The sequence below is a fragment of the Burkholderia sp. AU31624 genome, from assembly GCF_020420065.1.
Lineage (GTDB): Bacteria > Pseudomonadota > Gammaproteobacteria > Burkholderiales > Burkholderiaceae > Burkholderia.
Genome location: NZ_JAIZRT010000004.1, coordinates 517,251 through 538,975, shown reverse-complemented (window position 1 = coordinate 538,975; position 21,725 = coordinate 517,251). Strand labels below are relative to the sequence as shown.

Here is a 21,725-nt window from a genome sequence, read left to right as displayed (position 1 = left end):
GTATCGGGTTCGTGGCCGGTGGCGCGAGGAGGGTGCCTGGGCGCGGGTTGCGCGTGCGGCGGGCGGGAACCGCGCGGGTGCCGTCAGCGGCGGGCCAGCGCGGCGAGTTCCTGCCAGGAGTTGGCATTGTAAAACGCACGCTCGTCATGAAACTCGACTTCGACCGTCTTGTGGCGTGCGTACCACGCACGCACCTTGCGGTCGCCGGCGGCGAGCCGGGCGGCGAGATCGTCGGCCAGCGACGTGCGCAGCAGCGCGAACGTCGGCTGCGGCGAGCGCACTTGTTGTGCATCGACGGTCACCGCCATGGCGATGTCGGCCTGCTGCGCGTCGAGCGCCGCCTGTAGCCGTGCGACGAGGTCGGCCGGCAGATAGGGTGTATCGCATGGCGAGCACGCGACGAGCGGCGCGCGTGCCGCCCGCATGCCGGCGAGCAGGCCCGCGAGCGGGCCGGGGAAGTCGGGTGTTTCGTCCGCGACGATGCGCGCATCGAATGGCGCACCGAGTTCGGCATAGCGATCGGCATGGCGATTCGCGCTGATCAGCGTCTCGTCGACCTGCGGCGAGAGCCGACGCAGCACGTGCAGCGCGAGCGGCATGCCGTCGAGCAACTGCAGGCCCTTGTCGACGCCGTCCATGCGTGTGGCGCGCCCGCCTGCGAGCAGCAGGCCGGCAATCGAGGGAGAAGCGGAGGCGGGCATGGTAAGCGGGCGGGATGGGCGGCGTGCGTCAGCCGCCGATATACGACATCTCGACCCGCTTGCCGGCGCCGTCGGGCACGGCGTCGGCCGACGCGCTGCCGCGCAGTTGCGAGTAACGGTCGGTGCGGGCCTGCCAGATGCGGGCGATCGCGGTCGCGATCTCGGCGTCGCTCGCGCCGCCGCGCACGAGCGCGCGCAGGTCGTGGCCGGTCGACGCGAACAGGCACAGGTACAGCTTGCCTTCGGTCGACAGCCGCGCGCGCGTGCAGTCGCCGCAGAAGGCCTGCGTGACGCTGGAAATCACGCCGATCTCGCCGCTGCCGTCCGCATAGCCCCAGCGCTGCGCGGTCTCTGCCGCCGTGTGCGGATCGAGCGGCACGAGCGGGAAGTGTTCGGCGATCCGAGCGATGACGTCGGCCGATGGCAGCACCTCGGTCATGTTCCAGCCGTTCGACGTGCCGACGTCCATGTATTCGATGAAGCGCAGGATCACGCCGGTACCGCGGAAACGCTCGGCCATCGGCAGGATCTCGCTGTCGTTGGTGCCGCGCTTCACGACCATGTTGACCTTGACCGGCGCGAGACCCGCGGCCTGGGCCGCGAAGATGCCGTCGAGCACGTCGGCGCTCGCGAACTCGGCATCGTTCATGAGCTTGAACAACGTATCGTCGAGCGCGTCGAGGCTGACCGTCACGCGCGTGAGCCCGGCGTCCTTCAGCGCGCGCGCCTTGCGTGCGAGCAGCGAACCGTTGGTCGTGAGCGTCAGGTCGAGCGGGCGGCCGTCGTGCGTGGTCAGGCGGGCGAGGCGCTCGATCAGGAATTCGAGATTCTTGCGCAGCAGCGGCTCGCCACCCGTGATGCGGATCTTCTCGACGCCATGTGCGACAAAGAGTCGCGCCACGCGTTCGATTTCCTCGTGCGTGAGCAGCGCGCTGTGCGGCAGGAACGGGTAGTCCTTGTCGAAGACGGCGCGCGGCATGCAGTACACGCAGCGGAAGTTGCAGCGATCCGTCACCGAAATGCGCAGGTCGCGCAGCGGCCTGGCGAACGTGTCGGCCAGCGTGCCGTCCGGGGCGTGCGCGACGCCGGAGACGTCCGGCATCCCGCTGACGTCGGCGAGAGGAATGATGCGTCGGGACATGTTGAAAGAAGTGCGAACCAGACCTCTATTTTAGCCGCAAGCGGCGGGTTGGTCCGGTGGGCGGAAACCCGCAGCGCGGACATGAAAAAGCCCGCCGGAGGCGGGCTTTTTCTGGTCGGACGATGCATCGATCAGTGATGCGTCGTTTCGACCTGCTGCATCGGGGCCGTATCGACCGGCGGCAGCGCCTTGCGTTCGCGCGGCACGCGAGCCGGACGCGGGAGGCGCGACGCGGCTTCCTGCGCAGCGGCGAACTTGCCGGCGTCCGTGTTCACCCAGACGAGACCAGCCTGCTCCAGCACGGTATCCAGGCTCGCCGAAGCGGGCGCGGCTGCCGGTTGGGCGGGGGCCGGAGTCGGTGCCGGTGCGGCGACGGCCTCGACCGGCGCGGCTTCGACATGGGCCGGCTCCGCAGCCACCGGAGCGGCTTCGGTCGTCACGGCCGGTGCGGCTTGCTCGACGGGGGCCGGCTGCGGCGCCTCGACGGCGACAGGTGCTGCCGGCACTTCGAACGCGTCGGTCGGCGAAACCGCGACCGGAGCCGGACCGGCTTCCGTATCGACGGCCGGGGCGACCGGTGCCGGTTCCGCTGCCTGGGCGACCACTGCTGCTTCGACCGGCGCTGCTTCGACGTGTACCGGTGCCGGCTGCGGCTCGACAGCGGCCGGTGCTGCCGGTTCGGCATGGTGCTCGACCACGGCTTCGGCGACGACGGCGCTTGCCGCGGCGGCTGCCACGACGACTGCCGGTGCGGCCGTGTGGGCCGGTTCGGCAGCAGCCGGTGCTTCCGGCGTCACGGCTTGCACCGTCACTTCACCCTCTGCGCCTTGCTCGGCGTGGTCGACGACTGCGCCGTCTTCCTCGCGCTCGCGACGACCGCCACGGCGGCCGCGACGGCGACGGCGACGTTCCTCGCCATCACGCGCGCCGGCTTCCGCGTCGGCTGCCAGTTCGGCGCCGGGCAGGGCTTCTGCGACGGCCTTGTCGGCTTCCGGGTCCGGATGGGTTTCGCCGCGGGTGACGGTTTCCAGCGTGGCCGCATGCTGAGTCGGCTTGCGGCGCTCGCGACGTTCCTGGCGCTCGCCACGACCCGCAGCTTCAACGCCGTCCGGCTGCTCGACACGCTCGCGCGGTTCACGCGGTTCGCGGTTCTCGCGCGGTTCGCGCGGCTCACGGCTTTCACGCGGCTCGCGGCCTTCGCGCGGGCTACGGCCCTCGCGACCTTCGCGGTTCTCGCGACCTTCACGCGGTTCACGACCCTCGCGCGGTTCGCGGCCTTCACGCGGCTCGCGAGCCTCACGCGGTTCGCGCACTTCCTTGCCTTCGCGCTCCTGGCGTTGCGGCTGGCCACGGCCTGCCGCGACCTGGTCGCGGCCGCCTTGCGCCTGCTGGGCGCCGCCGCGACGGTTGCGGTTGCGATCGCCGCCGCGTTCGCCGCGTTGCTCGGACTTCTCGGCGCGTTCGCCGCGAGCCGGACGGGCTGTTTGCTCCTTCGCCGGGGCCGGAGCAACCGGTGCGGCTGCGGGCGCCGGCGATACGCCGAACAGGCCTTTCAGCCAGCCGATGAAGCCGCCGGTTGCCGGCGCGACAGGCGCGGGCGCTGCAACGGGTTCGACCGGGCGCTGCGGTGCCGGGCTCGGTGCCGGACGCTCGGGCGTGATGCCCTTGACCGCGGCTTCCTGCTTCGGCTTCACTTCCGCCGCGCGCTTGCTGTAGCCGGTTTCCGACTCGAGTTCGCGGGCGGCTTCCTCGGCCATCTTCCAGGACGCGCGCGGGTCGTCGAGACGGGCGTCGTCGTGGCGCAGGCGCTCGAGCTTATAGTGCGGCGTATCGAGGTGCTTGTTCGGGATCAGCACGATGCCGACCTTGAAGCGCGACTCGATCTTGTTGATTTCCTGACGCTTTTCGTTGAGCAGGAAGGCGGTCACCTCGACCGGCACCTGGCAGTGGATCGCCGCGGTGTTTTCCTTCATCGCTTCTTCCTGAATGATCCGCAGGACCTGCAGCGCGGACGATTCGGTATCGCGAATGTGGCCGGTGCCGTTACAACGCGGGCAGGTCACGTGGCTGCCTTCCGACAGGGCCGGACGCAGGCGCTGGCGCGACAGTTCCATCAGGCCGAAACGGGAGATCTTGCCCATCTGGACGCGTGCGCGGTCATGCTTGAGCGCGTCTTTCAGGCGCTGCTCGACTTCGCGCTGGCTCTTCGCCGATTCCATGTCGATGAAATCGATCACGATCAGGCCGCCGAGGTCGCGCAGGCGGAGCTGACGGGCGACTTCGTCGGCCGCTTCGAGGTTCGTGCGGGTCGCCGTTTCCTCGATGTCCGCGCCCTTGGTCGCACGCGCCGAGTTCACGTCGATCGCGACGAGCGCTTCGGTGTGGTCGATCACGATCGCGCCACCCGACGGCAGCGGCACCGTGCGCGAGTACGCGGTTTCGATCTGGTGTTCGATCTGGAAGCGGGAGAACAGCGGCACGTCGTCGTGGTAGCGCTTCACCTTCGCGACGTTGTCCGGCATCACGATGTCCATGAATGCGCGGGCCTGATCGTGGATTTCGTTCGTATCGATCAGGATTTCGCCGATGTCGGGCTGGAAATAGTCCCGGATCGCGCGGATCACGAGGCTCGATTCCAGATAGATCAGCATCGGCTGGCCGGGGTTGCCGCTTTGCGACGCCGCTTCGATCGCGCGCCACAGTTGCAGCAGGTAGTTCAGGTCCCACTGCAGTTCCTCGGCGCTGCGGCCGATGCCCGCGGTACGGGCGATCATGCTCATGCCGTCCGGGATCTGCAGTTGCGCCATCGTCTCGCGCAGTTCCTGACGCTCGTCGCCTTCGATCCGGCGCGACACGCCGCCGCCGCGCGGATTGTTCGGCATCAGCACCAGGTAGCGGCCGGCGAGCGAGATGAACGTGGTGAGGGCGGCGCCCTTGTTGCCGCGCTCTTCCTTCTCGACCTGGACGATCAGTTCCTGGCCTTCGCGCAGGGCATCCTGGATGCGCGCGGAGCGCATGTCGATGCCTTCCTTGAAGTACTGGCGGGCGACTTCCTTGAACGGCAGGAAGCCGTGGCGGTCCTCGCCGTAGTTGACGAAGCACGCTTCGAGCGACGGCTCGATACGGGTGATGACACCTTTGTAGATATTGCCTTTGCGCTGTTCGCGCCCGGCTGTCTCGATGTCGATGTCGATGAGCTTTTGCCCATCGACGATGGCGACGCGCAGCTCCTCCTGCTGCGTCGCATTGAACAGCATGCGTTTCATGAACGACTCCAGGCGGCTCTGCTGGCGGCGCCTCGCGGTTGTCAGTCGCGAGGGCGGGAACGACGGCAGGCCGCGCCTTGTTGTGTTGTCACGAGCACGCTGGAGCGGGAACGATGGCGGGGAGAATTGCCTGAAGAGGCGCTTGGGCCCGAAAGACGGGGCCGGCGGCCATAGGGCACCTGCGAACACGGCTTCAAAGCACGGCGTCCACACACCGCACGCTGTCAAAGCGCGCTAAGCCTGAGGCCGGGCACTGCCGCGGGGCGCGTCGCCATGCGACGCGCGTGCCAACGGGCGGCAGATGCTGCGGCTCGGGCCGCAGCGGGGAGTATCGAATCCAGCCCGACTTTCCCGCCTGGGGTGTACTTCCCTGGTTTGACGTCGCCAGGCCCCGCACGCTTCGCGGAGCCAAATCGGGCGCAACGCCGTAATTTTCGCAACCGGCAGCCTGCGCGGACGCACTTCGCGCCGTCGGGCTGCCGATCAAATTCTTTTCAACCAACTTTCCGTTACCGCGGCGCCTTGCCGACCGAATCCGCCTGTGGGCGCGATCCTTGCCGACGGGCGGCGCCGTGCGTGCAACTTGCTGCATCTCTTTGATTAGGGGCGAGCAGCAGACCCCCGGCGCAAGTAAAATAACGGTTTGCGCTTGCGCCTTGCCCGGTTGGTCCGGGCCGGCCGGTGAGGCCGCCCGCAACGTCAGGCTGGGCAAAATTATATTCAGTATGAACGAGTTAGGCAAAATATCCCAGAATTCGGTCGCAAGCGGCCAGGTATCGATGATCGAGATCGACGAAAACTCGGCCGGTCAGCGTATCGACAACTTCCTGTTGCGCGTCTGTAAAGGCGTGCCGAAAAGCCATATTTACCGGATCCTGCGCAGCGGCGAAGTGCGCGTGAACAAGGGCCGGGTCGATGCGCAGTACCGGCTCGCGTTCGGCGACATCGTCCGCGTGCCGCCCGTGCGCGTGGCCGCCGCCGACCTCGCGCGTGCCGAAGCCACCATCGTGCCGCCCGCGCACTTCGACGTGCTGTTCGAGGACGACGCGATGCTCGTCATCAACAAGCCGGCCGGGGTGGCGGTCCACGGGGGCAGCGGCGTCGCGTTCGGCGTGATCGAGCAGATGCGCCAGGCGCGCCCGCGCGCGAAATTCCTCGAACTCGTGCACCGGCTCGACCGCGAGACGTCCGGGATCCTGATGCTCGCGAAGAAGCGCACGGCGCTGGTGGGCCTGCACGAACAGATTCGCGAGAACAAGATGGACAAGCGCTACTTCGCGTGCGTCCACGGTGAATGGCAGTCCGACTGGGGGCGTCGCCGCGCGGTGAAGGCGCCACTGTTCAAGTATTCGACCCCGGAAGGGGAGCGCCGCGTGCGAGTGCAGGACGACGGGCTCCCGTCGCATACGGTGTTCAACCTCGTCGACCTGTGGCCCGAGTACGCGCTTCTCGAAGCGGAACTCAAAACGGGCCGGACCCATCAGATCCGTGTGCACCTCGCGCATCTCGGCCTGCCGATCGCCGGCGACGCCAAGTATGGCGATTTCGCACTGAACAAGGCGCTGGCGCGCGCGAATGCGCAGCCGTCGTTGAAACGGATGTTCCTGCATGCGTACCGGCTGCGGCTCGCCCATCCGCTGACCGGCGAGGCGCTGCAGTTCGATGCGCCGCTGCCGGACGAATGCCGGCGCTTCCTCGATCAACTCAGCGCACTGCGCGATACCGCCTGAACCGCATGGCTCGACAGCAATTTGACCTGATCGTCTTCGACTGGGACGGCACGCTGATGGATTCGACTGCGCACATCGCGCACAGCATCCAGGCCGCATGCCGCGATCTCGGCCTGCCCACGCCGTCCGACGAGGCGTCACGCTACGTGATCGGCCTCGGCTTGCGCGATGCGCTGCAGATTACGGCTCCGACCCTCGATCCGTCCGACTATTCTCGGCTCGCCGAGCGCTACCGCTATCACTATCTGCTCGACGACCAGCGCATCGAGTTGTTCGCCGGCGTGCGCGAACTGCTCGCCGAACTGCGCGACACGGGCTATCTGCTCGCCGTTGCAACCGGCAAGGGTCGGGTCGGGTTGAACCGCGTGCTCGACCAGTCGAAGCTGACGAGCCTGTTCGATGCGACGCGCTGCGCCGACGAAACCTTCTCGAAACCGCATCCGGCGATGCTGCACGAACTGTCGCGGGAATTGGGGCAGGACCTGTCGCGCACCGTGATGATCGGCGACACGACCCACGACCTGCAGATGGCCGCGAGTGCCGGGGCCGCTGGCGTCGGCGTCGCGTACGGCGCGCACACGGCCGACGCACTGGCCGCGCTCGCGCCACGCTTCGTCGCGCCGGACGTCGGCGCGCTGGCCACGTGGCTGCGGGAATACGCATGAGCGCGGCGCCGGACGCCGTGCGCGTGTGCGCATCGGATGCGCTGGCCGACGGCGGCGCCGGCGTGCGCGTCGACGCGACGCTGCGCGGCGAGCAGGCCGTCGTGTTCTTCGTGCGCTACGAGGGCCAGGCATACGGTTACCTGAATCGCTGCGCGCATGTGCCGATGGAGCTCGACTGGGCCGAAGGGCAGTTCTTCGAATCGTCGGGCCTCTATCTGATGTGCGCGACGCATGGCGCGATCTACGAACCGAACACCGGCAAGTGCGTCGGCGGCCCGTGCCGCGGTGGCCGCCTGCGGCCGGTCGAGGTCGACGAGCGCGACACGTCCGACGGGCGTGCGGTATTCTGGGTGCCCGACGCCGACCTGCGTCCCGCCATTCCCGCCACGACCGACTAACGACAACCCTGCATGGCCGACCAACCGAATTCCCCGGATTCTTCCTCCCGTCCCGATAGCCGTGAACCGAACTGGGAGCGTGCCGCGCTCGAGCGGATTGCGCTCGCGGCCGTCAAGGAGCAGCGCGCGGCGCGGCGCTGGAAGATCTTCTTCCGCTTCGCGTTCCTCGCCGTATTCGTGCTGTTCGCGTTCGCGCTGATCGATTTCTCGAGCGATTCGAAGTTCTCGTCGAGCGGGCGGCATACGGCGCTCGTGACGATCGACGGCGAGATCGCGGCCGGCGTCAATGCAAACGCCGACGACATCAACACGGCGCTCGACGCCGCGTTCGACGACGACGGCACGGCCGGTGTCGTGCTGCGGATCAACAGCCCGGGCGGCAGCCCGGTGCAGGCCGGGATGGTCTACGACGAGATCCGCCGGCTGCGCGCGAAGCATCCGGACAAGCCGTTGTATGTCGTCGTGACCGACATGTGCGCATCGGGCGGCTATTACATCGCGTCCGCGGCCGACAAGATTTTCGTCGACAAGGCGAGCATCGTCGGGTCGATCGGCGTGCTGATGGACGGGTTCGGCTTTACCGGGCTGATGGGCAAGCTCGGCGTCGAGCGGCGCCTGCATACGTCGGGTGAAAACAAGGGCTTCTACGACCCGTTCTCGCCGGAAACGCCGAAGATGGACGCGCATGCGCAGGCATTGCTCGACCAGGTGCACGCGCAGTTCATCAAGGCCGTGAAGGATGGCCGCGGCAAGCGGCTGCACGAGACGCCCGACATGTTCTCGGGCCTGTTCTGGACCGGCGAGAAGAGCGTCGAGCTCGGGCTGGCGGATGGTTACGGCACGACCGACACGGTCGCGCGTGACGTACTGAAGGCGCCGGATCTCGTCGACTATACGGTGAAGGAAAGCCTGACGAACCGCGTCGCGCGCAAGTTCGGCGCGGCCGTCGGCGGCGCCGCGATGAAGGCACTGACCGCCGGCGGCGCGTCGGTCAGCCTGCGCTGACCGGAGGCGGGCGGGCCGCGATGGCCTGCCGTTCATCTGGCTCTGGCGGATCGCCTGCCGCGTTCAGTTCGCCAGCAGCAGGAAGATCGCAGGGCGCTTGTGCAGATTCGGCGCAGGCGCCTTTTTCCAGTCCGTGACGGTGCGGCTCGCGATCGTCTCGGTCGGGAGGGTCAGGTCGGCCGCGACGCAGATCTGCGTCGACGGTGCGCAGGTCGCGACGAGCGTGTCGAGCATCGCCTGATTCCGGTACGGCGTTTCGATGAAGATCTGCGTCTGCCGCGCCTTGCGTGACAGTTGTTCGAGTTCGCGCAGGCGTTTGGCGCGCGCGGCCGCGTCGACCGGCAGGTAGCCGTTGAACGCGAAGCTCTGGCCGTTCAGGCCCGATGCCATCAGCGCAAGCAGGATCGAACTCGGCCCGACGAGCGGCACCACCTTCACGCCGCGCTCGTGCGCGCGGCGCACCAGCAACGCACCGGGATCGGCGACGGCCGGGCAGCCGGCTTCGGACACGAGGCCGGCGTCCGCACCGGCCAGCACGGGCGCAAGCAGCCGGTCGATGGCGCCGGCCGGCGTGTTGACGTTCAGTTCGCTGATCTCGATTTCCTGGATCGGGCGCGTCGTGCCGATCTTCTTCAGAAATGCACGCGTCGTCTTCGCGTTCTCGCCGATGTAATAGCCGAGCGTGCCGGCGCGCGCCTGCACGGCCGCGGGCAGGGCGGCCGCGAGCATCGATTCGTCGCCTTCGCCGAGCGTGTTCGGGACGAGGTAAAGCGTGCCGGCGGTCATGCGCGGTCTCCACGGGTGGTTGCAAACAACGGATAGTCGGCGGCGCGCAGCATGCGCGTGAGCGCGATCAGCGGCAGGCCGACGAGCGCGGTCGGGTCATTCGAGTCGATCGCGTCGAGCAGCGCGATGCCGAGTCCCTCGGACTTCGCGCTGCCGGCGACGTCGTACGGCGTTTCGGCGCGCAGGTACGCGTCGAGTTCGGCCTCGGGCAGCGAGCGGAAGCGCACGTGCGTGACGACGTCCTCGACCTGCGCTTCGCCCGTCCGGCTGTCGTACAGGCAGAGCGCGCTGTGGAACTCGACTGCGCGGCCCTGCATCGACACGAGTTGCGCGAGCGCGCGCTCATGGGTGCCGGGCTTGCCGATCTGGAGCCCGTCGAAGGTCGCGACCTGATCCGACCCGATCACGAGCACGCCGTCGGGCGCGTCGATCGTCGCGGCGACGGCGCGCGCTTTCGCGCCGGCGAGCCGGAGGGCGGTCGCGGCCGGCGTTTCGCCGTCGTGCGGGGTTTCGTCGAGGTCGGGCGACACGACGTCGAAGGGGATGCCGAGGCGCTCGAGGAGCGCGCGGCGGTAGCGTGAACTGGAGGCAAGAATCAGCCGCGGCGGGCGGCAAACGGTATCCGGCATGGTCGGTTGGATCGGTGAGTCGTCAGGTGTTGTGCGGCGTTGCGCGGACGCAAGCTTAAGTGATTGACCGCAAAAGGTAAAACAGGTATGCTTTCCCGCTTTTCGTCGGCAGGCTTCCGTGTGGTGGCGCCTGCCGGGTCTTCGGAAGTAAAGTACGTCATCCGCGGATGAGCCGTACGCGAGCGGTACCAAGCCGGATTCGCAAGTCAGCCTGTAGGCAGGAGCGCATATGAACACTTCTTCTGGCAAACCGGCTGCGGCGCTTGATCCGCATGCAATCGACCTGTTCGAGTTCGCCCGCAGCGGGCGGCAGGCAGCGGGTGCGGTGCGCCTCTCGCAACTGCCGCGCATGTTAAACGAAGTGCCCGCGGACGCGCCAGATCGCGACACGGTCTTCACATGGCAGGCGGAAGGGTTCACCCAGAAGGAATTGCAGGACGACGGCGCCGACGGGCAGCAGCCGTATCTGCGCCTTGCGGTGCACGGCGATGCGTGGCTCACGTGCCAGCGCTGCATGACCCCGTACGACCAGACGTTCGACGTCGACATGACGTACCGGGTCGTCGCGACCGAAGAAGAAGCTGAAGAATTTCCGCTCGACGACGATGAAGCCGATGTGATCGTGGGCTCACGCCAGTTCGATCTCGTCGACTTGATCGAAGAGGAGTTGCTGCTTTCGTTGCCGCTCGTGCCCAAGCACGAGGTTTGCCCGGCAGTTCACGAAAGCCTCGTGTCGGGTGCGAGCGGTCCCGCGGAAGAGGCGGACGAAGAGTCCGACGAAGCCGGGGACGAAGGCAAACGGCCGAATCCGTTCGCAGCGCTGGAAGCGCTGAAGAAGGACGGTGACGGCACCAAGAAACACTAAGCAGTTGTGGCGCGGGAAGGCGTAAAGGCTTTGGGCCAGGGTAGTTAAGCGCCGGATCGGGCTGTGTTAGAATCCGGAAAATTATTTAGGAGTTAGTCATGGCAGTCCAGCAAAACAAGAAGTCGCCGTCGAAGCGCGGCATGCATCGTTCGCACGATTTCCTGACGGCAGCGCCGCTGGCAGTCGAGCCGAGCACGGGTGAAGTGCATCTGCGTCACCACGTCAGCCCGAACGGCTACTACCGCGGCAAGAAAGTCGTCAAGACGAAGAACGACTAAGCGTCAAGTCACGCGTTGCGCGCTACGCTTGCCGTTCGCGTGACAACTGGTTCGCTTGACACTTTCCTGGCTCAACAAAAAGGCGGCATTCAACTGCCGCTTTTTTGTGCCTGAAATTCGTCGCATTCCATGACCGTAAAGCTCACAATCGATTGCATGGGAGGCGACCACGGCCCGTCCGTGACCGTTCCCGCAGCAGTCAAGTTCGTCCGCGCGCATCCCGATGCGCACCTGATGCTCGTCGGCATCGAAAGCGCGATCCGCGCTCAGTTGAAAAAGCTGAAAGCCCTCGACGATCCCGCGCTGACCATCGTTCCCGCCACCGAAGTCGTGGCGATGGACGACCCTGTCGAAGTGGCGCTGCGCAAGAAGAAGGATTCTTCGATGCGCGTCGCACTCAACCACGTCAAGGAAGGCGCGGCGCAGGCCTGCATCTCCGCCGGCAATACCGGCGCGCTGATGGCCGTTTCCCGTTACGTTCTCAAGACGCTGCCCGGCATCGAGCGGCCCGCGATCGCGTTTGCGCTGCCGAACCCGACCGGCTACACGATGATGCTGGACCTCGGCGCGAACGTCGACTGCGAGCCGCAGCACCTGCTGCAGTTCGCGGAAATGGGGCACGCACTCGTGGCGGCGCTCGAAGGCAAGGAGCGTCCGACGATCGGCCTGCTGAACATCGGCGAAGAGATGATCAAGGGCAACGAGACGATCAAGCGCGCAGGCGAACTGCTGCGTGCCAGCACGCTCAATTTCCGCGGCAACGTCGAAGGCAACGACATCTACAAGGGCACGGTCGACGTGATCGTGTGCGACGGCTTCGTCGGCAACGTCGCGCTGAAGACGTCCGAGGGGCTCGCGCAGATGCTGTCGGACATCATCCGCGAGGAGTTCGGCCGTTCGCTGATGTCGAAGCTGATGGCGCTGCTCGCGCTGCCGGTCCTGATGCGTTTCAAGAAGCGCGTCGACCACCGCCAGTACAACGGCGCGGCGCTGCTGGGGCTGAAAAGCCTCGTGATCAAGAGCCACGGTTCGGCCGATGCCTACGCGTTTGAGTGGGCGATCAAACGCGGGTATGATGCCGTCAAAAACGGCGTGCTGGAGCGCCTCGCGCGCGCGATGGCGGATAATTCAGTGTCGCTCGGCGAAGGCGAACACGACGCGGGCGGTGCGGGCCATGCAAGCCCCGCCGCAGGCCATCACGCCGACCCTTCCGCTGCGCAATCCTCTAAAGCATAAATGGCCCAATCGACTCTCTATTCCCGCGTGCTCGGCACGGGCAGCTACCTGCCGCCTGACCGCGTCACGAACCAGCAGTTGACCGATCGCCTTGCGAAGGAAGGCATCGAGACGAGCGATGAATGGATCGTTGCGCGCACGGGTATCCATGCGCGCCATTTCGCCGCACCCGACGTCACGACCAGCGATCTCGCGCTCGAGGCGTCGCGTCGCGCGATCGAAGCCGCCGGCATCGATCCGCAGTCGATCGACCTGATCATCGTCGCGACTTCGACCCCCGATTTCGTGTTCCCGAGCACCGCGTGCCTGCTGCAGAACAAGCTCGGCATCAAGAACGGCGGCGCGGCATTCGACGTGCAGGCCGTGTGTTCGGGCTTCGCGTACGCGATGGCGACGGCCGACAGCTTCATCCGCAGCGGCCAGCACCGCACGGCGCTCGTCGTCGGCGCGGAGACGTTTTCGCGCATTCTCGACTTCAAGGACCGCACGACCTGCGTGCTGTTCGGTGACGGCGCGGGCGCGGTGATCCTGTCCGCATCGGAAGAGCCGGGCGTGCTCGGCAGCGCGCTGCACGCGGACGGCAGCTATTCGCACATCCTCTGCACGCCAGGCAACGTCAATCGCGGCGTGATCGAAGGCAGCGCGTTCCTGTACATGGACGGTCAGGCCGTGTTCAAGCTCGCGGTCAACGTGCTCGAGAAGGTCGCGATCGAGGCGCTCGCGAAGGCGAATCTCGCGCCCGAGCAGATCGACTGGCTGATTCCGCACCAGGCCAACATCCGCATCATGACCAGTACCTGCCGCAAGCTCGGCCTGCCGCAGGAGCGCATGGTCGTGACGGTCGACCAGCACGGCAACACGTCGGCCGCGTCGATCCCGCTGGCGCTCGATACCGCAGTGCGCGACGGTCGTATCCAGCGCGGCCAGCACGTGCTGATCGAAGGCGTCGGCGGCGGCTTCACCTGGGGCGCGTCGGTCTTCCGCTACTGATCCGCGGCGCGCGACTGCTGCGCGCGGATCCCATCGGCGCGCCATTCGTGCGCGCCGTCCGAATCGATTCAATTGGGGACGATATGAAATTTGCATTCGTATTTCCGGGGCAGGGCTCGCAGGCGGTCGGCATGCTCAACGCATTCGCCGATCTGGCCGTCGTGCGCGAGACGCTCCAGGAAGCGTCCGATGCACTCAATCAGGATCTCGGCAAGCTGATCGCCGAAGGCCCGGCCGAAGAGCTGAGCCTCACCACCAACACGCAGCCCGTGATGCTGACCGCAGCCTATGCGTGCTATCGCGCGTGGCAGCAGGCAGGCGGCCCGGCGCCGGCGATCGTCGCCGGCCACAGCCTCGGCGAATACACGGCGCTCGTCACTGCCGGCGCGCTCGCGTTCAAGGACGCGGTGCCGCTCGTGCGCTTCCGTGCGCAGGCGATGCAGACGGCCGTGCCGGTCGGCCAGGGCGGCATGGCCGCGATCCTGGGCCTCGATGACGACACGGTGCGCGCGGTCTGCGCCGAAGCCGCGGAAGCGGGCGTCGTCGAAGCGGTGAACTTCAATGCACCCGCGCAGGTCGTTATCGCAGGCAACAAGGCCGCGGTCGAAAAGGCCTGCGAGATCGCGAAGGCGAAGGGCGCGAAGCGCGCACTGCCGCTGCCGGTGTCGGCGCCGTTCCATTCGTCGCTGCTCAAGCCGGCATCGGATCAACTGCGCGACTATCTTGCGAACGTCGACGTCAAGGCGCCGCAGATTCCCGTCGTCAACAACATCGACGTCGCCGTGGTCAGCGATCCGGCTGCGATCAAGGATGCGCTGGTGCGCCAGGCCGCGGGCCCGGTGCGCTGGGTCGAGTGCGTGCAGCACATCGCCGGCACGGGCGTCACGCACGTGATCGAATGCGGCCCGGGCAAGGTGCTCGCCGGTCTGACGAAACGCATCGACGGCAACCTGACGGGCGCGTCGGTATTCGATCCGGCTTCGCTCGACGAAGCACTCAAGCTGGTGACCGCCTGACGCGGCGCCTTTTCTCAAGAGACGGATATTCGATTCATGGACAAGACTCTCGATAAACAGGTTGCGATCGTCACCGGCGCATCGCGCGGCATCGGCCGTTCGATCGCGCTCGAACTCGCGCGCCTGGGTGCGACGGTGATCGGCACGGCGACGAGCGAATCGGGCGCCGCTGCGATTACCGCGGCGTTCGCGGAAGCGGGCGTCACGGGCCGCGGCGCGGTGCTGAACGTCAACGACGCGGCAGCCGCCGAGGCGCTGATCGACGCGACCGTGAAGGAATTCGGCGCGCTGAACGTGCTCGTCAACAACGCGGGCATCACGCAGGACCAGCTCGCGATGCGGATGAAGGACGAGGACTGGGACGCGGTGATCGACACCAACCTGAAGTCGGTGTTCCGCCTGTCGCGCGCGGTGCTGCGCCCGATGATGAAGGCGCGTGGCGGCCGCATCATCAACATCACGTCGGTGGTCGGCTCGGCCGGCAACCCGGGTCAGGTCAACTACGCGGCTGCGAAGGCCGGCGTGGCGGGCATGACGCGTGCGCTTGCGCGTGAAATCGGCAGCCGCGGCATCACCGTGAACTGCGTGGCGCCGGGCTTCATCGACACCGACATGACGAAGACGCTGCCGGAAGAACAGCAGGCCGCGCTCAAGACCCAGATTCCGCTCGGCCGCCTCGGCAGCCCGGAAGACATCGCCCATGCCGTCGCGTTCCTCGCATCGCCGCAAGCCGGTTACATCACCGGTACGACGCTGCACGTGAACGGCGGCATGTACATGTCGTAACGATTTTCGTTTACCATCCGCGCCGTATCCCGTTTTTCAGGCGGATCGGCGCTTGATCGACCATCAAGCCACCGCGCGTTTTGGCGTCAGCAAACCTGATAAAATGCGCGCACTTGTAAATCTGAACTTTCCCTCGGAGGGGTAATGGACAACATCGAACAACGTGTCAAGAAGATCGTCGCTGAACAACTGGGCGTCGCGGAAGCCGAGATCAAGAACGAAGCTTCGTTCGTGAACGACCTGGGCGCCGACTCGCTCGACACGGTCGAGCTGGTGATGGCTCTGGAAGACGAGTTCGGCATGGAAATCCCGGACGAAGAAGCAGAGAAGATCACGACCGTTCAGCAAGCGATCGACTACGCTCGCGCAAACGTCAAGGCGTAAGCGCCTTTCGCGCTTGTCCGCCACGTCGCCGCGATCTTCGCGATTGACGCGCCATCCTGCCGGCTTCGCGCCGGACGGACTAACAGCCACAGGGCTCGCAGGGCTGGTTCCTGTGGCCTCTGTGGCTTTTGTTTTTGTCATCCAATAATGGAAAAGAGGTTACCGTGAGCCGCCGTCGTGTTGTTGTTACAGGCCTGGGGCTGATTTCGCCTGTTGGCAATAATGTTGCCGACGGCTGGGCCAATCTCGTCGCCGGCAAGTCCGGTATCGCCACCGTCACGAAGTTCGATGCGTCGAACCTCGCCTGCCATTTCGCGGGCGAAGTGAAGGGTTTCAGCGCCGAGGAGTACCTCCCGGCGAAGGAAGCCCGGAGCATGGATACGTTCATCCATTACGGCATCGCCGCCGGCGTCCAGGCCATCAAGGACAGCGGGCTGGAAGTGAACGAAGCCAATGCGGAGCGCATCGGCGTGATGGTCGGTTCCGGCATCGGCGGCCTGCCGATGATCGAAGATACGCACCAGACCTACGTCGATCGCGGCCCGCGCCGGATTTCGCCATTCTTCGTGCCGGGTTCGATCATCAACATGATCTCGGGTCACCTGAGCATCATGTTCGGCCTGAAGGGCCCGAACCTCGCGGCCGTGACGGCCTGCACGACCGGCCTGCACAGCATCGGCCTCGCAGCGCGCCTGATCCAGGCCGGCGACGCCGACGTGATGGTTGCGGGCGGCGCCGAATCGACCGTGTCGCCGCTCGGCATCGGCGGTTTCGCGGCAGCGCGTGCGCTGTCGACCCGCAACGACGATCCGGCCAGCGCATCCCGTCCGTGGGACAAGGACCGCGACGGCTTCGTGCTGGGCGAGGGTGCCGGCGTGATGGTGCTCGAGGAGTACGAAGCGGCGAAGGCGCGCGGCGCGAAGATCTACGCGGAAGTCTCGGGCTTCGGCATGACGGGCGACGCATACCATATGACCGCGCCGAACATGGACGGCCCGCGCCGCTGCATGGTCGCGGCACTGCGCGACGCCGGCGTGAACGCGGACGAGGTCCAGTACCTGAACGCGCACGGCACGTCGACGCCGCTGGGCGACAAGAACGAGTCCGACGCGGTGAAGGCGGCCTTCGGCGAGCATGCGTACAAGCTCATCGTGAACTCGACGAAGTCGATGACGGGCCACCTGCTGGGCGGCGCGGGCGGCCTCGAATCGGTGTTCACGGTGCTGGCGCTGCACAACAACGTGTCGCCGCCGACCATCAACATCTTCAACCAGGACCCGGAGTGCGATCTCGACTACTGCGCGAACACAGCGCGTGACATGAAGATCGACGTTGCCGTGAAGAACAACTTCGGCTTCGGCGGTACCAACGGCACGCTGGTGTTCAAGCGCGTCTGACGCCGCAATCGCTTGACGAGTCCATTCGATGCTCCGGCCGGGCGCCCGCAACGCTTTGCGTTGCGGGCCTCGGCCGTGTCGTATTTCGTGCTGGCCGTGTTCGTCGCGTCGGCTACCGCGTCGGCCTATCTGTTCTGGGCGCCGCGCGCGGGCGCGGCCGTCGGCGCAGGCGTGTCAGCCGTGACGGCCGCGCTGCTGGCCGTGTGCGCTGCGCGGGCCTGTGCCCGCCGGCTGCCGGCCGAGTTGCAGATCGATGCATTCGGGGAAGTCGCGGCGTTTGGCCGCACCGGGCGCCTGCTGGCACGCGGCCGCGTGACGGGGCATGCGCACTGGAGCAGCCTGCTGCTGGTGCTGTCGGTCGGGCAGGGCGCCCGGCGGGCCCGGCCGCTGCTGATTCCGGCCGATGCGCTCGACGCCGCATCGTTCAGCGCGCTGTCCGTGCTGGCGAGAACGGCGGGCGCGGCGGGGCGGGTTTGACGGCGGCACGGTTACCTACCGTAACCAGCGGCCGGCGCGGGAACGCTACAATAGCGCTCCGCGTTGCATCCCTAGTTAACGGATTTGTCAGGTGAGTGAAAAAGAAATCGATCAGGCTCTGGTCGAGCGCGTACAGAAGGGCGACAAGGCAGCGTTCGAACTCCTGGTCTCCAAATACCACCGCAAGATCATTCGGCTGATTTCGCGCCTCGTGCGGGATCCCGCCGAGGTCGAGGATGTGGCCCAGGACGCGTTCATCAAGGCGTATCGTGCGCTGCCGCAATTCCGCGGCGAGTCGGCGTTCTATACGTGGTTGTACCGAATTGCCGTCAACACGGCGAAGAACTACCTTGCGACGCAAGGCCGCCGGGCGCCGACTTCGACGGAGGCCGATGCGGAGGAAGCGGAAACTTTCTCCGACGCAGACCAACTAAGGGATATCAACACGCCTGAGTCGATGTTGATGAGCAAGCAGATTGCCGAGACGGTCAACGCTGCCATGGCTCTGCTGCCCGAAGAACTGCGCCAGGCAATTACGCTGCGCGAGATCGAGGGCCTGAGCTACGAAGAGATCGCGGAAATGATGGGCTGTCCGATCGGGACGGTCCGGTCGCGGATCTTCCGCGCACGCGAGGCAATCGCTGCCAAATTGCGTCCGCTGCTCGATACGCCCGAAGGCAAGCGCTGGTAAGCGCGACAGGCGGAGCGACGCGGGTCGGGGTCTAGTTACGGTTAGAGTCGTGATGTCACGACGGGGTGTGCAAGATGGGGAGCATCATGGGGTCGGTCAATACGCAGTCGCAAGCGTGCTCGCGCGGCGAGCGCCTTTCCGCGCTGGTCGACGGCGAAATGTTCGAGGGCCCGGACAACGGGCAGTTTCTAGCTGAGCTCAACCGCGCGGATCGCGCCACGTGGGCCCATTACCACCTGATCGGCGATGCGCTGCGCTCGGACGAACTCGCGCTGTCGCCCGCGCTGAGCGTGGCGTTCACCGCGCGCATGTCGGCTGCGCTCGAAAGCGAGCCGCACCTGCTCGCGCCGGCGGCCGCACCCGTTGCGCGCAAGCTTCTGTCGCTGCGCCGGCGCGTCGTGCCCGCGTTCGCGGTCGCTGCCGCAGCGGCCACGCTGACGTGGATCGTCGTCCCGCAAATGCAGACGGCCGGTGCCCCGGGCGCCGTCCAGGTCGCGTCGGCCGGTGCGCCGCAAGGCGGCAACCTGCAGCGCGTGGCGGTTGCGCAGGCATCGGCCCAGCCGGGCCTGCAGGACGTCAACATCATCCGCGACGCCAGCCTCGACCAATATCTTGAAGCGCACCAGCAATTCGCGCAGCAGCCCGTCGTCACGGGTTCGATGCCGCTGATCCGCGCTGCCGTGACCACCACGCCAGGCCAATAAACCCGATGCGGACATTGCAGTTGAATCACGCCATCTCCGGATGGAAGCGGCTGCCGGCCCTCCTGCTTTGCGCAGCCGCCCTGTTGTCCGTTCAATCCCTTCCTGCCAGCGCCCAGCAACCGGACGATCCCGTCGCGACCCGCAAGGGTGCCGCCGACTGGCTCGACCGCGTCCAGCAAGCGGCGCAGCAGCAGAGCTACGAAGGCACGTTCGTCTACCAGCGCGGCGGGTATGTGCAGTCGTCGCGCATCGCGCACGTCGCGTCCCGCGACGGCGAGTTCGAGCGCATCGAGACGCTCGACGGCAAGCCGCGCAAGCTGCTGCGACATAACGACGAGCTGTACACGTTCGTGCCCGAGCGCAAGCTGTGCGTGGTCGAGCGCCGTCAGACGCGTGACTCGTTCCCCGCGCTGCTCGGCGCGAGCGGCGAGCACGTGATGTCCGTCTACGACGCGAAGTCGCTCGGCAAGGACCGCGTGGCAGGGATCGACGCGCAGGTCGTCGAACTCGTGCCGAAGGATGCGTACCGTTTCACGTACAAGCTGTGGGCGGACGCGCGCACGGGGCTGCTGCTGCGCTCGCAGACGCTCGATGCGAACGATCACGTGCTCGAGCAGATCGCGTTCTCGCAACTGCAGACGGGCGGTGCAAGCGGCGACAAGGCCGCGATCGCGGCCGGCATGCGCAACCTGAGCGGCTGGACGGTCGTGCGGCCGCCGGTCGCGACGGTCGACATGGAAGCGCAGGGCTGGCAGCTTGCCCCGAGCGTGGCCGGTTTCCAGAAGATTCGTGAAGTGCGCCGGCCGATGGCCGCGCGCGACGCGGGCGAGCCGCCGATCCCGGTCGATCAGGCCGTCTTCACCGACGGTCTCGCGACGATCTCGGTTTTCATCGAGCCGGCCGAAAAGAATACGCGCAAGGAAGGCGCGGGCAGCACCGGCGCAACGAACGTGCTCGTGAAGCGCCGTGGCGACTACTGGATCACCGTACTCGGAGAAGTGCCGCCGGCTACGTTGCAGCAGTTCGCGTCTGCCATAGAATACAAGGCTTCCAAGTAACGCTACGGCTTCCGACATGATGAAACTCGCGCTGCGCAAATGGCTCGCGGCGGCGGCGCTGTCTGCCTGCCTGCCGCTCGTGCCGCATACCGCGTTTGCGGTGACGGCTCCCGCTGCCAGTCTGCCCGACTTCGCCGATCTGGTCGAAAAGGTCGGGCCGGCCGTCGTGAACATCCGGACCACCGCCAACGTGCCGACGAGCAGCGGCCCGCGCGGCATGCTTCCGCCGGGCTTCGACAACGGCGACATGTCGGAATTCTTCCGCCGCTTCTTCGGCATTCCTTTGCCGCAGGCGCCGGGCAACGGTAGCGGCAATGGCGGCGGCAATCCGAAGAACGCGCCGACGCCGGACAATCCGCCCGACACCGAACAGAATCGCGGCGTCGGCTCGGGCTTCATCGTGTCGGCCGACGGCTACGTGATGACCAATGCGCACGTCGTCGACGATGCGGACACCATCTACGTGACGCTGACCGACAAGCGCGAATTCAAGGCGAAGCTGATCGGCGTCGACGATCGCACGGACGTCGCGGTCGTGAAGATCCAGGCGTCGAACCTGCCGGTCGTCGCGATCGGCGATTCGAACAAGGTGCGCGTTGGCGAGTGGGTCGTCGCGATCGGTTCGCCGTTCGGCCTCGACAACACGGTCACGGCCGGCATCGTCAGCTCGAAGAGCCGCAATACGGGTGACTACCTGCCGTTCATCCAGACCGACGTCGCCGTGAACCCCGGCAACTCGGGCGGCCCGCTGATCAACATGCAGGGCGAGGTGATCGGCATCAACTCGCAGATCTACAGCCGTACCGGCGGCTTCATGGGCATCTCGTTCGCGATTCCGATCGACGAGGCGATGCGCGTGGCCGACCAGCTGAAGGCGACGGGCAAGGTCACGCGCGGCCGGATCGCGGTGGCGATCGGCGAGGTGACGAAGGACGTGGCCGATTCGATCGGGTTGCCGAAGGCCGAGGGCGCGCTCGTCAGCAGCGTCGAGCCGGGTGGCCCGGCCGACAAGGCGGGTATCCAGCCGGGCGACATCATCCTGAAGTTCAATGGCCGTTCTGTCGACACGGCTTCGGATCTGCCGCGCATGGTCGGCGACACGAAGCCCGGCACGAAGGCGACGGTCAGCGTATGGCGCAAGGGTCAGGCACGCGATCTGCCGATCACGATCGCGGAAACGCCGGCCGAAACGACGGCAAAGGCCGAGCAGCGCAAGAACGCGCCGCAGAAGCCGCGCCAGACCAATTCGCTCGGTCTGACGGTCAGCGACCTGACGGCGGAGCAGATGAAGACGCTGAAGCTGAAGAACGGCGTGCAGATCGACGGCGTCGACGGCCCGGCCGCCCGTGCGGGCCTGCAGCGCGGTGACATCGTGCTGCGCGTCGGCGACACCGACATCACGAACGCGAAGCAGTTCGCCGACGTGACCGCGCAGCTCGATCCGCAGAAGGCGGTCGCGGTGCTGGTGCGGCGTGGCGACAACACGCAGTTCGTGCCCGTGCGGCCGCGCCAGAAGTAACGC

General features: G+C 66.7%; 22 protein-coding genes. 17 read left to right on the top strand and 5 right to left on the bottom strand.

Annotated elements, in window-relative coordinates; translation table 11 throughout:
• Window positions 1-83 precede the first annotated feature (83 nt).
• From mobA to LGM89_RS17520, 3 genes are all read right to left on the bottom strand, one after another.
• Complete coding sequence (gene mobA, locus LGM89_RS17530; RefSeq protein WP_089494361.1) at window positions 84-701, bottom strand: molybdenum cofactor guanylyltransferase MobA; 618 nt, start codon at window positions 699-701, stop codon at window positions 84-86.
• A gap of 28 nt (window positions 702-729) precedes the next feature.
• Complete coding sequence (gene moaA / locus LGM89_RS17525; protein ID WP_226273522.1) at window positions 730-1,842, bottom strand: GTP 3',8-cyclase MoaA; 1,113 nt, start codon at window positions 1,840-1,842, stop codon at window positions 730-732.
• Between the two features lie 131 nt (window positions 1,843-1,973).
• Complete coding sequence (locus tag LGM89_RS17520) at window positions 1,974-5,108, bottom strand: Rne/Rng family ribonuclease (RefSeq protein WP_226273521.1); 3,135 nt, start codon at window positions 5,106-5,108, stop codon at window positions 1,974-1,976.
• A 725-nt stretch (window positions 5,109-5,833) separates the two neighbouring features.
• Here LGM89_RS17520 and LGM89_RS17515 point away from each other — a divergent pair.
• From LGM89_RS17515 to LGM89_RS17500, 4 genes are read left to right on the top strand one after another with little or no spacing between them, the layout of a single operon-like run.
• Window positions 5,834-6,838, top strand: a complete 1,005-nt coding sequence (locus LGM89_RS17515; RefSeq protein WP_039348433.1) for an RluA family pseudouridine synthase — start codon at window positions 5,834-5,836, stop codon at window positions 6,836-6,838.
• Window positions 6,839-6,843: 5 nt separating this feature from the next.
• A complete protein-coding gene (locus LGM89_RS17510) occupies window positions 6,844-7,503 on the top strand; it encodes an HAD-IA family hydrolase (RefSeq protein ID WP_089494364.1) in 660 nt (219 codons plus the stop codon).
• Window positions 7,500-7,901 (top strand): Rieske (2Fe-2S) protein, encoded by a 402-nt coding sequence (locus tag LGM89_RS17505; RefSeq protein ID WP_089494365.1) that lies wholly within the window; start codon window positions 7,500-7,502, stop codon window positions 7,899-7,901. The genes LGM89_RS17510 and LGM89_RS17505 overlap by 4 nt, the downstream gene beginning before the upstream one ends.
• Before the next feature lie 12 nt (window positions 7,902-7,913).
• On the top strand, window positions 7,914-8,906 hold the full coding sequence (locus LGM89_RS17500; RefSeq protein ID WP_089494366.1) for a S49 family peptidase: 993 nt from the start codon (window positions 7,914-7,916) through the stop codon (window positions 8,904-8,906).
• A gap of 63 nt (window positions 8,907-8,969) precedes the next feature.
• Here LGM89_RS17500 and LGM89_RS17495 read toward each other — a convergent pair whose 3' ends face one another.
• On the bottom strand, window positions 8,970-9,692 hold the full coding sequence (locus tag LGM89_RS17495) for an SAM-dependent methyltransferase (protein ID WP_089494367.1): 723 nt from the start codon (window positions 9,690-9,692) through the stop codon (window positions 8,970-8,972).
• A complete protein-coding gene (locus tag LGM89_RS17490; protein ID WP_089494368.1) occupies window positions 9,689-10,321 on the bottom strand; it encodes a Maf-like protein in 633 nt (210 codons plus the stop codon). The genes LGM89_RS17495 and LGM89_RS17490 overlap by 4 nt, the downstream gene beginning before the upstream one ends.
• Window positions 10,322-10,550: 229 nt before the next feature.
• Here LGM89_RS17490 and LGM89_RS17485 point away from each other — a divergent pair, with 229 nt between their 5' ends.
• The 13 genes from LGM89_RS17485 (at window position 10,551) to LGM89_RS17425 (ending at window position 21,722) form a co-directional block, all read left to right on the top strand.
• Window positions 10,551-11,186, top strand: a complete 636-nt coding sequence (locus LGM89_RS17485; protein ID WP_089494369.1) for a YceD family protein — start codon at window positions 10,551-10,553, stop codon at window positions 11,184-11,186.
• 98 nt (window positions 11,187-11,284) lie between these two features.
• Complete coding sequence (rpmF, locus tag LGM89_RS17480) at window positions 11,285-11,464, top strand: 50S ribosomal protein L32 (protein WP_006051932.1); 180 nt, start codon at window positions 11,285-11,287, stop codon at window positions 11,462-11,464.
• Between the two features lie 129 nt (window positions 11,465-11,593).
• On the top strand, window positions 11,594-12,700 hold the full coding sequence (plsX, locus tag LGM89_RS17475) for a phosphate acyltransferase PlsX (RefSeq protein WP_089494370.1): 1,107 nt from the start codon (window positions 11,594-11,596) through the stop codon (window positions 12,698-12,700).
• Window positions 12,701-13,690 carry a beta-ketoacyl-ACP synthase III gene (locus tag LGM89_RS17470; RefSeq protein ID WP_027788011.1) on the top strand — a complete coding sequence of 330 codons (990 nt, stop codon included), beginning with the start codon at window positions 12,701-12,703 and terminating at the stop codon, window positions 13,688-13,690.
• An 83-nt stretch (window positions 13,691-13,773) separates the two neighbouring features.
• A complete protein-coding gene (gene fabD, locus LGM89_RS17465) occupies window positions 13,774-14,706 on the top strand; it encodes an ACP S-malonyltransferase (RefSeq protein WP_226273520.1) in 933 nt (310 codons plus the stop codon).
• A 36-nt stretch (window positions 14,707-14,742) separates the two neighbouring features.
• Window positions 14,743-15,492 carry a 3-oxoacyl-ACP reductase FabG gene (gene fabG, locus LGM89_RS17460; protein WP_006476504.1) on the top strand — a complete coding sequence of 250 codons (750 nt, stop codon included), beginning with the start codon at window positions 14,743-14,745 and terminating at the stop codon, window positions 15,490-15,492.
• 144 nt (window positions 15,493-15,636) lie between these two features.
• Window positions 15,637-15,876, top strand: a complete 240-nt coding sequence (acpP, locus tag LGM89_RS17455) for an acyl carrier protein (protein WP_004197638.1) — start codon at window positions 15,637-15,639, stop codon at window positions 15,874-15,876.
• A 164-nt stretch (window positions 15,877-16,040) separates the two neighbouring features.
• Entirely contained in the window at window positions 16,041-17,273 is a 1,233-nt protein-coding gene (gene fabF / locus LGM89_RS17450) for a beta-ketoacyl-ACP synthase II (protein ID WP_226273519.1), read from the top strand.
• Between the two features lie 12 nt (window positions 17,274-17,285).
• The gene (locus LGM89_RS17445) at window positions 17,286-17,750 is read left to right on the top strand and encodes a hypothetical protein (protein ID WP_089494373.1); all 465 of its coding nucleotides are present in this window, start codon (window positions 17,286-17,288) and stop codon (window positions 17,748-17,750) included.
• Window positions 17,751-17,841: 91 nt separating this feature from the next.
• Window positions 17,842-18,441 carry an RNA polymerase sigma factor RpoE gene (gene rpoE, locus LGM89_RS17440; protein WP_006490873.1) on the top strand — a complete coding sequence of 200 codons (600 nt, stop codon included), beginning with the start codon at window positions 17,842-17,844 and terminating at the stop codon, window positions 18,439-18,441.
• A gap of 86 nt (window positions 18,442-18,527) precedes the next feature.
• Complete coding sequence (locus tag LGM89_RS17435) at window positions 18,528-19,145, top strand: sigma-E factor negative regulatory protein (RefSeq protein ID WP_226273647.1); 618 nt, start codon at window positions 18,528-18,530, stop codon at window positions 19,143-19,145.
• A gap of 5 nt (window positions 19,146-19,150) precedes the next feature.
• On the top strand, window positions 19,151-20,203 hold the full coding sequence (locus LGM89_RS17430; RefSeq protein ID WP_059527587.1) for a MucB/RseB C-terminal domain-containing protein: 1,053 nt from the start codon (window positions 19,151-19,153) through the stop codon (window positions 20,201-20,203).
• 16 nt (window positions 20,204-20,219) lie between these two features.
• Window positions 20,220-21,722, top strand: a complete 1,503-nt coding sequence (locus LGM89_RS17425; protein WP_226204692.1) for a DegQ family serine endoprotease — start codon at window positions 20,220-20,222, stop codon at window positions 21,720-21,722.
• The last annotated feature ends 3 nt before the right edge of the window (window positions 21,723-21,725 follow it).

Coding starts and splice junctions, on each gene's coding strand:
- mobA (WP_089494361.1), bottom strand. CDS start 701: ATGCCCGCCTCCGCTTCTCCCTCGATTGCCGGCCTGCTGCTCGCAGGC.
- moaA (WP_226273522.1), bottom strand. CDS start 1,842: ATGTCCCGACGCATCATTCCTCTCGCCGACGTCAGCGGGATGCCGGAC.
- LGM89_RS17520 (WP_226273521.1), bottom strand. CDS start 5,108: ATGAAACGCATGCTGTTCAATGCGACGCAGCAGGAGGAGCTGCGCGTC.
- LGM89_RS17515 (WP_039348433.1), top strand. CDS start 5,834: ATGAACGAGTTAGGCAAAATATCCCAGAATTCGGTCGCAAGCGGCCAG.
- LGM89_RS17510 (WP_089494364.1), top strand. CDS start 6,844: ATGGCTCGACAGCAATTTGACCTGATCGTCTTCGACTGGGACGGCACG.
- LGM89_RS17505 (WP_089494365.1), top strand. CDS start 7,500: ATGAGCGCGGCGCCGGACGCCGTGCGCGTGTGCGCATCGGATGCGCTG.
- LGM89_RS17500 (WP_089494366.1), top strand. CDS start 7,914: ATGGCCGACCAACCGAATTCCCCGGATTCTTCCTCCCGTCCCGATAGC.
- LGM89_RS17495 (WP_089494367.1), bottom strand. CDS start 9,692: ATGACCGCCGGCACGCTTTACCTCGTCCCGAACACGCTCGGCGAAGGC.
- LGM89_RS17490 (WP_089494368.1), bottom strand. CDS start 10,321: ATGCCGGATACCGTTTGCCGCCCGCCGCGGCTGATTCTTGCCTCCAGT.
- LGM89_RS17485 (WP_089494369.1), top strand. CDS start 10,551: ATGAACACTTCTTCTGGCAAACCGGCTGCGGCGCTTGATCCGCATGCA.
- rpmF (WP_006051932.1), top strand. CDS start 11,285: ATGGCAGTCCAGCAAAACAAGAAGTCGCCGTCGAAGCGCGGCATGCAT.
- plsX (WP_089494370.1), top strand. CDS start 11,594: ATGACCGTAAAGCTCACAATCGATTGCATGGGAGGCGACCACGGCCCG.
- LGM89_RS17470 (WP_027788011.1), top strand. CDS start 12,701: ATGGCCCAATCGACTCTCTATTCCCGCGTGCTCGGCACGGGCAGCTAC.
- fabD (WP_226273520.1), top strand. CDS start 13,774: ATGAAATTTGCATTCGTATTTCCGGGGCAGGGCTCGCAGGCGGTCGGC.
- fabG (WP_006476504.1), top strand. CDS start 14,743: ATGGACAAGACTCTCGATAAACAGGTTGCGATCGTCACCGGCGCATCG.
- acpP (WP_004197638.1), top strand. CDS start 15,637: ATGGACAACATCGAACAACGTGTCAAGAAGATCGTCGCTGAACAACTG.
- LGM89_RS17435 (WP_226273647.1), top strand. CDS start 18,528: ATGGGGTCGGTCAATACGCAGTCGCAAGCGTGCTCGCGCGGCGAGCGC.
- LGM89_RS17430 (WP_059527587.1), top strand. CDS start 19,151: ATGCGGACATTGCAGTTGAATCACGCCATCTCCGGATGGAAGCGGCTG.
- LGM89_RS17425 (WP_226204692.1), top strand. CDS start 20,220: ATGATGAAACTCGCGCTGCGCAAATGGCTCGCGGCGGCGGCGCTGTCT.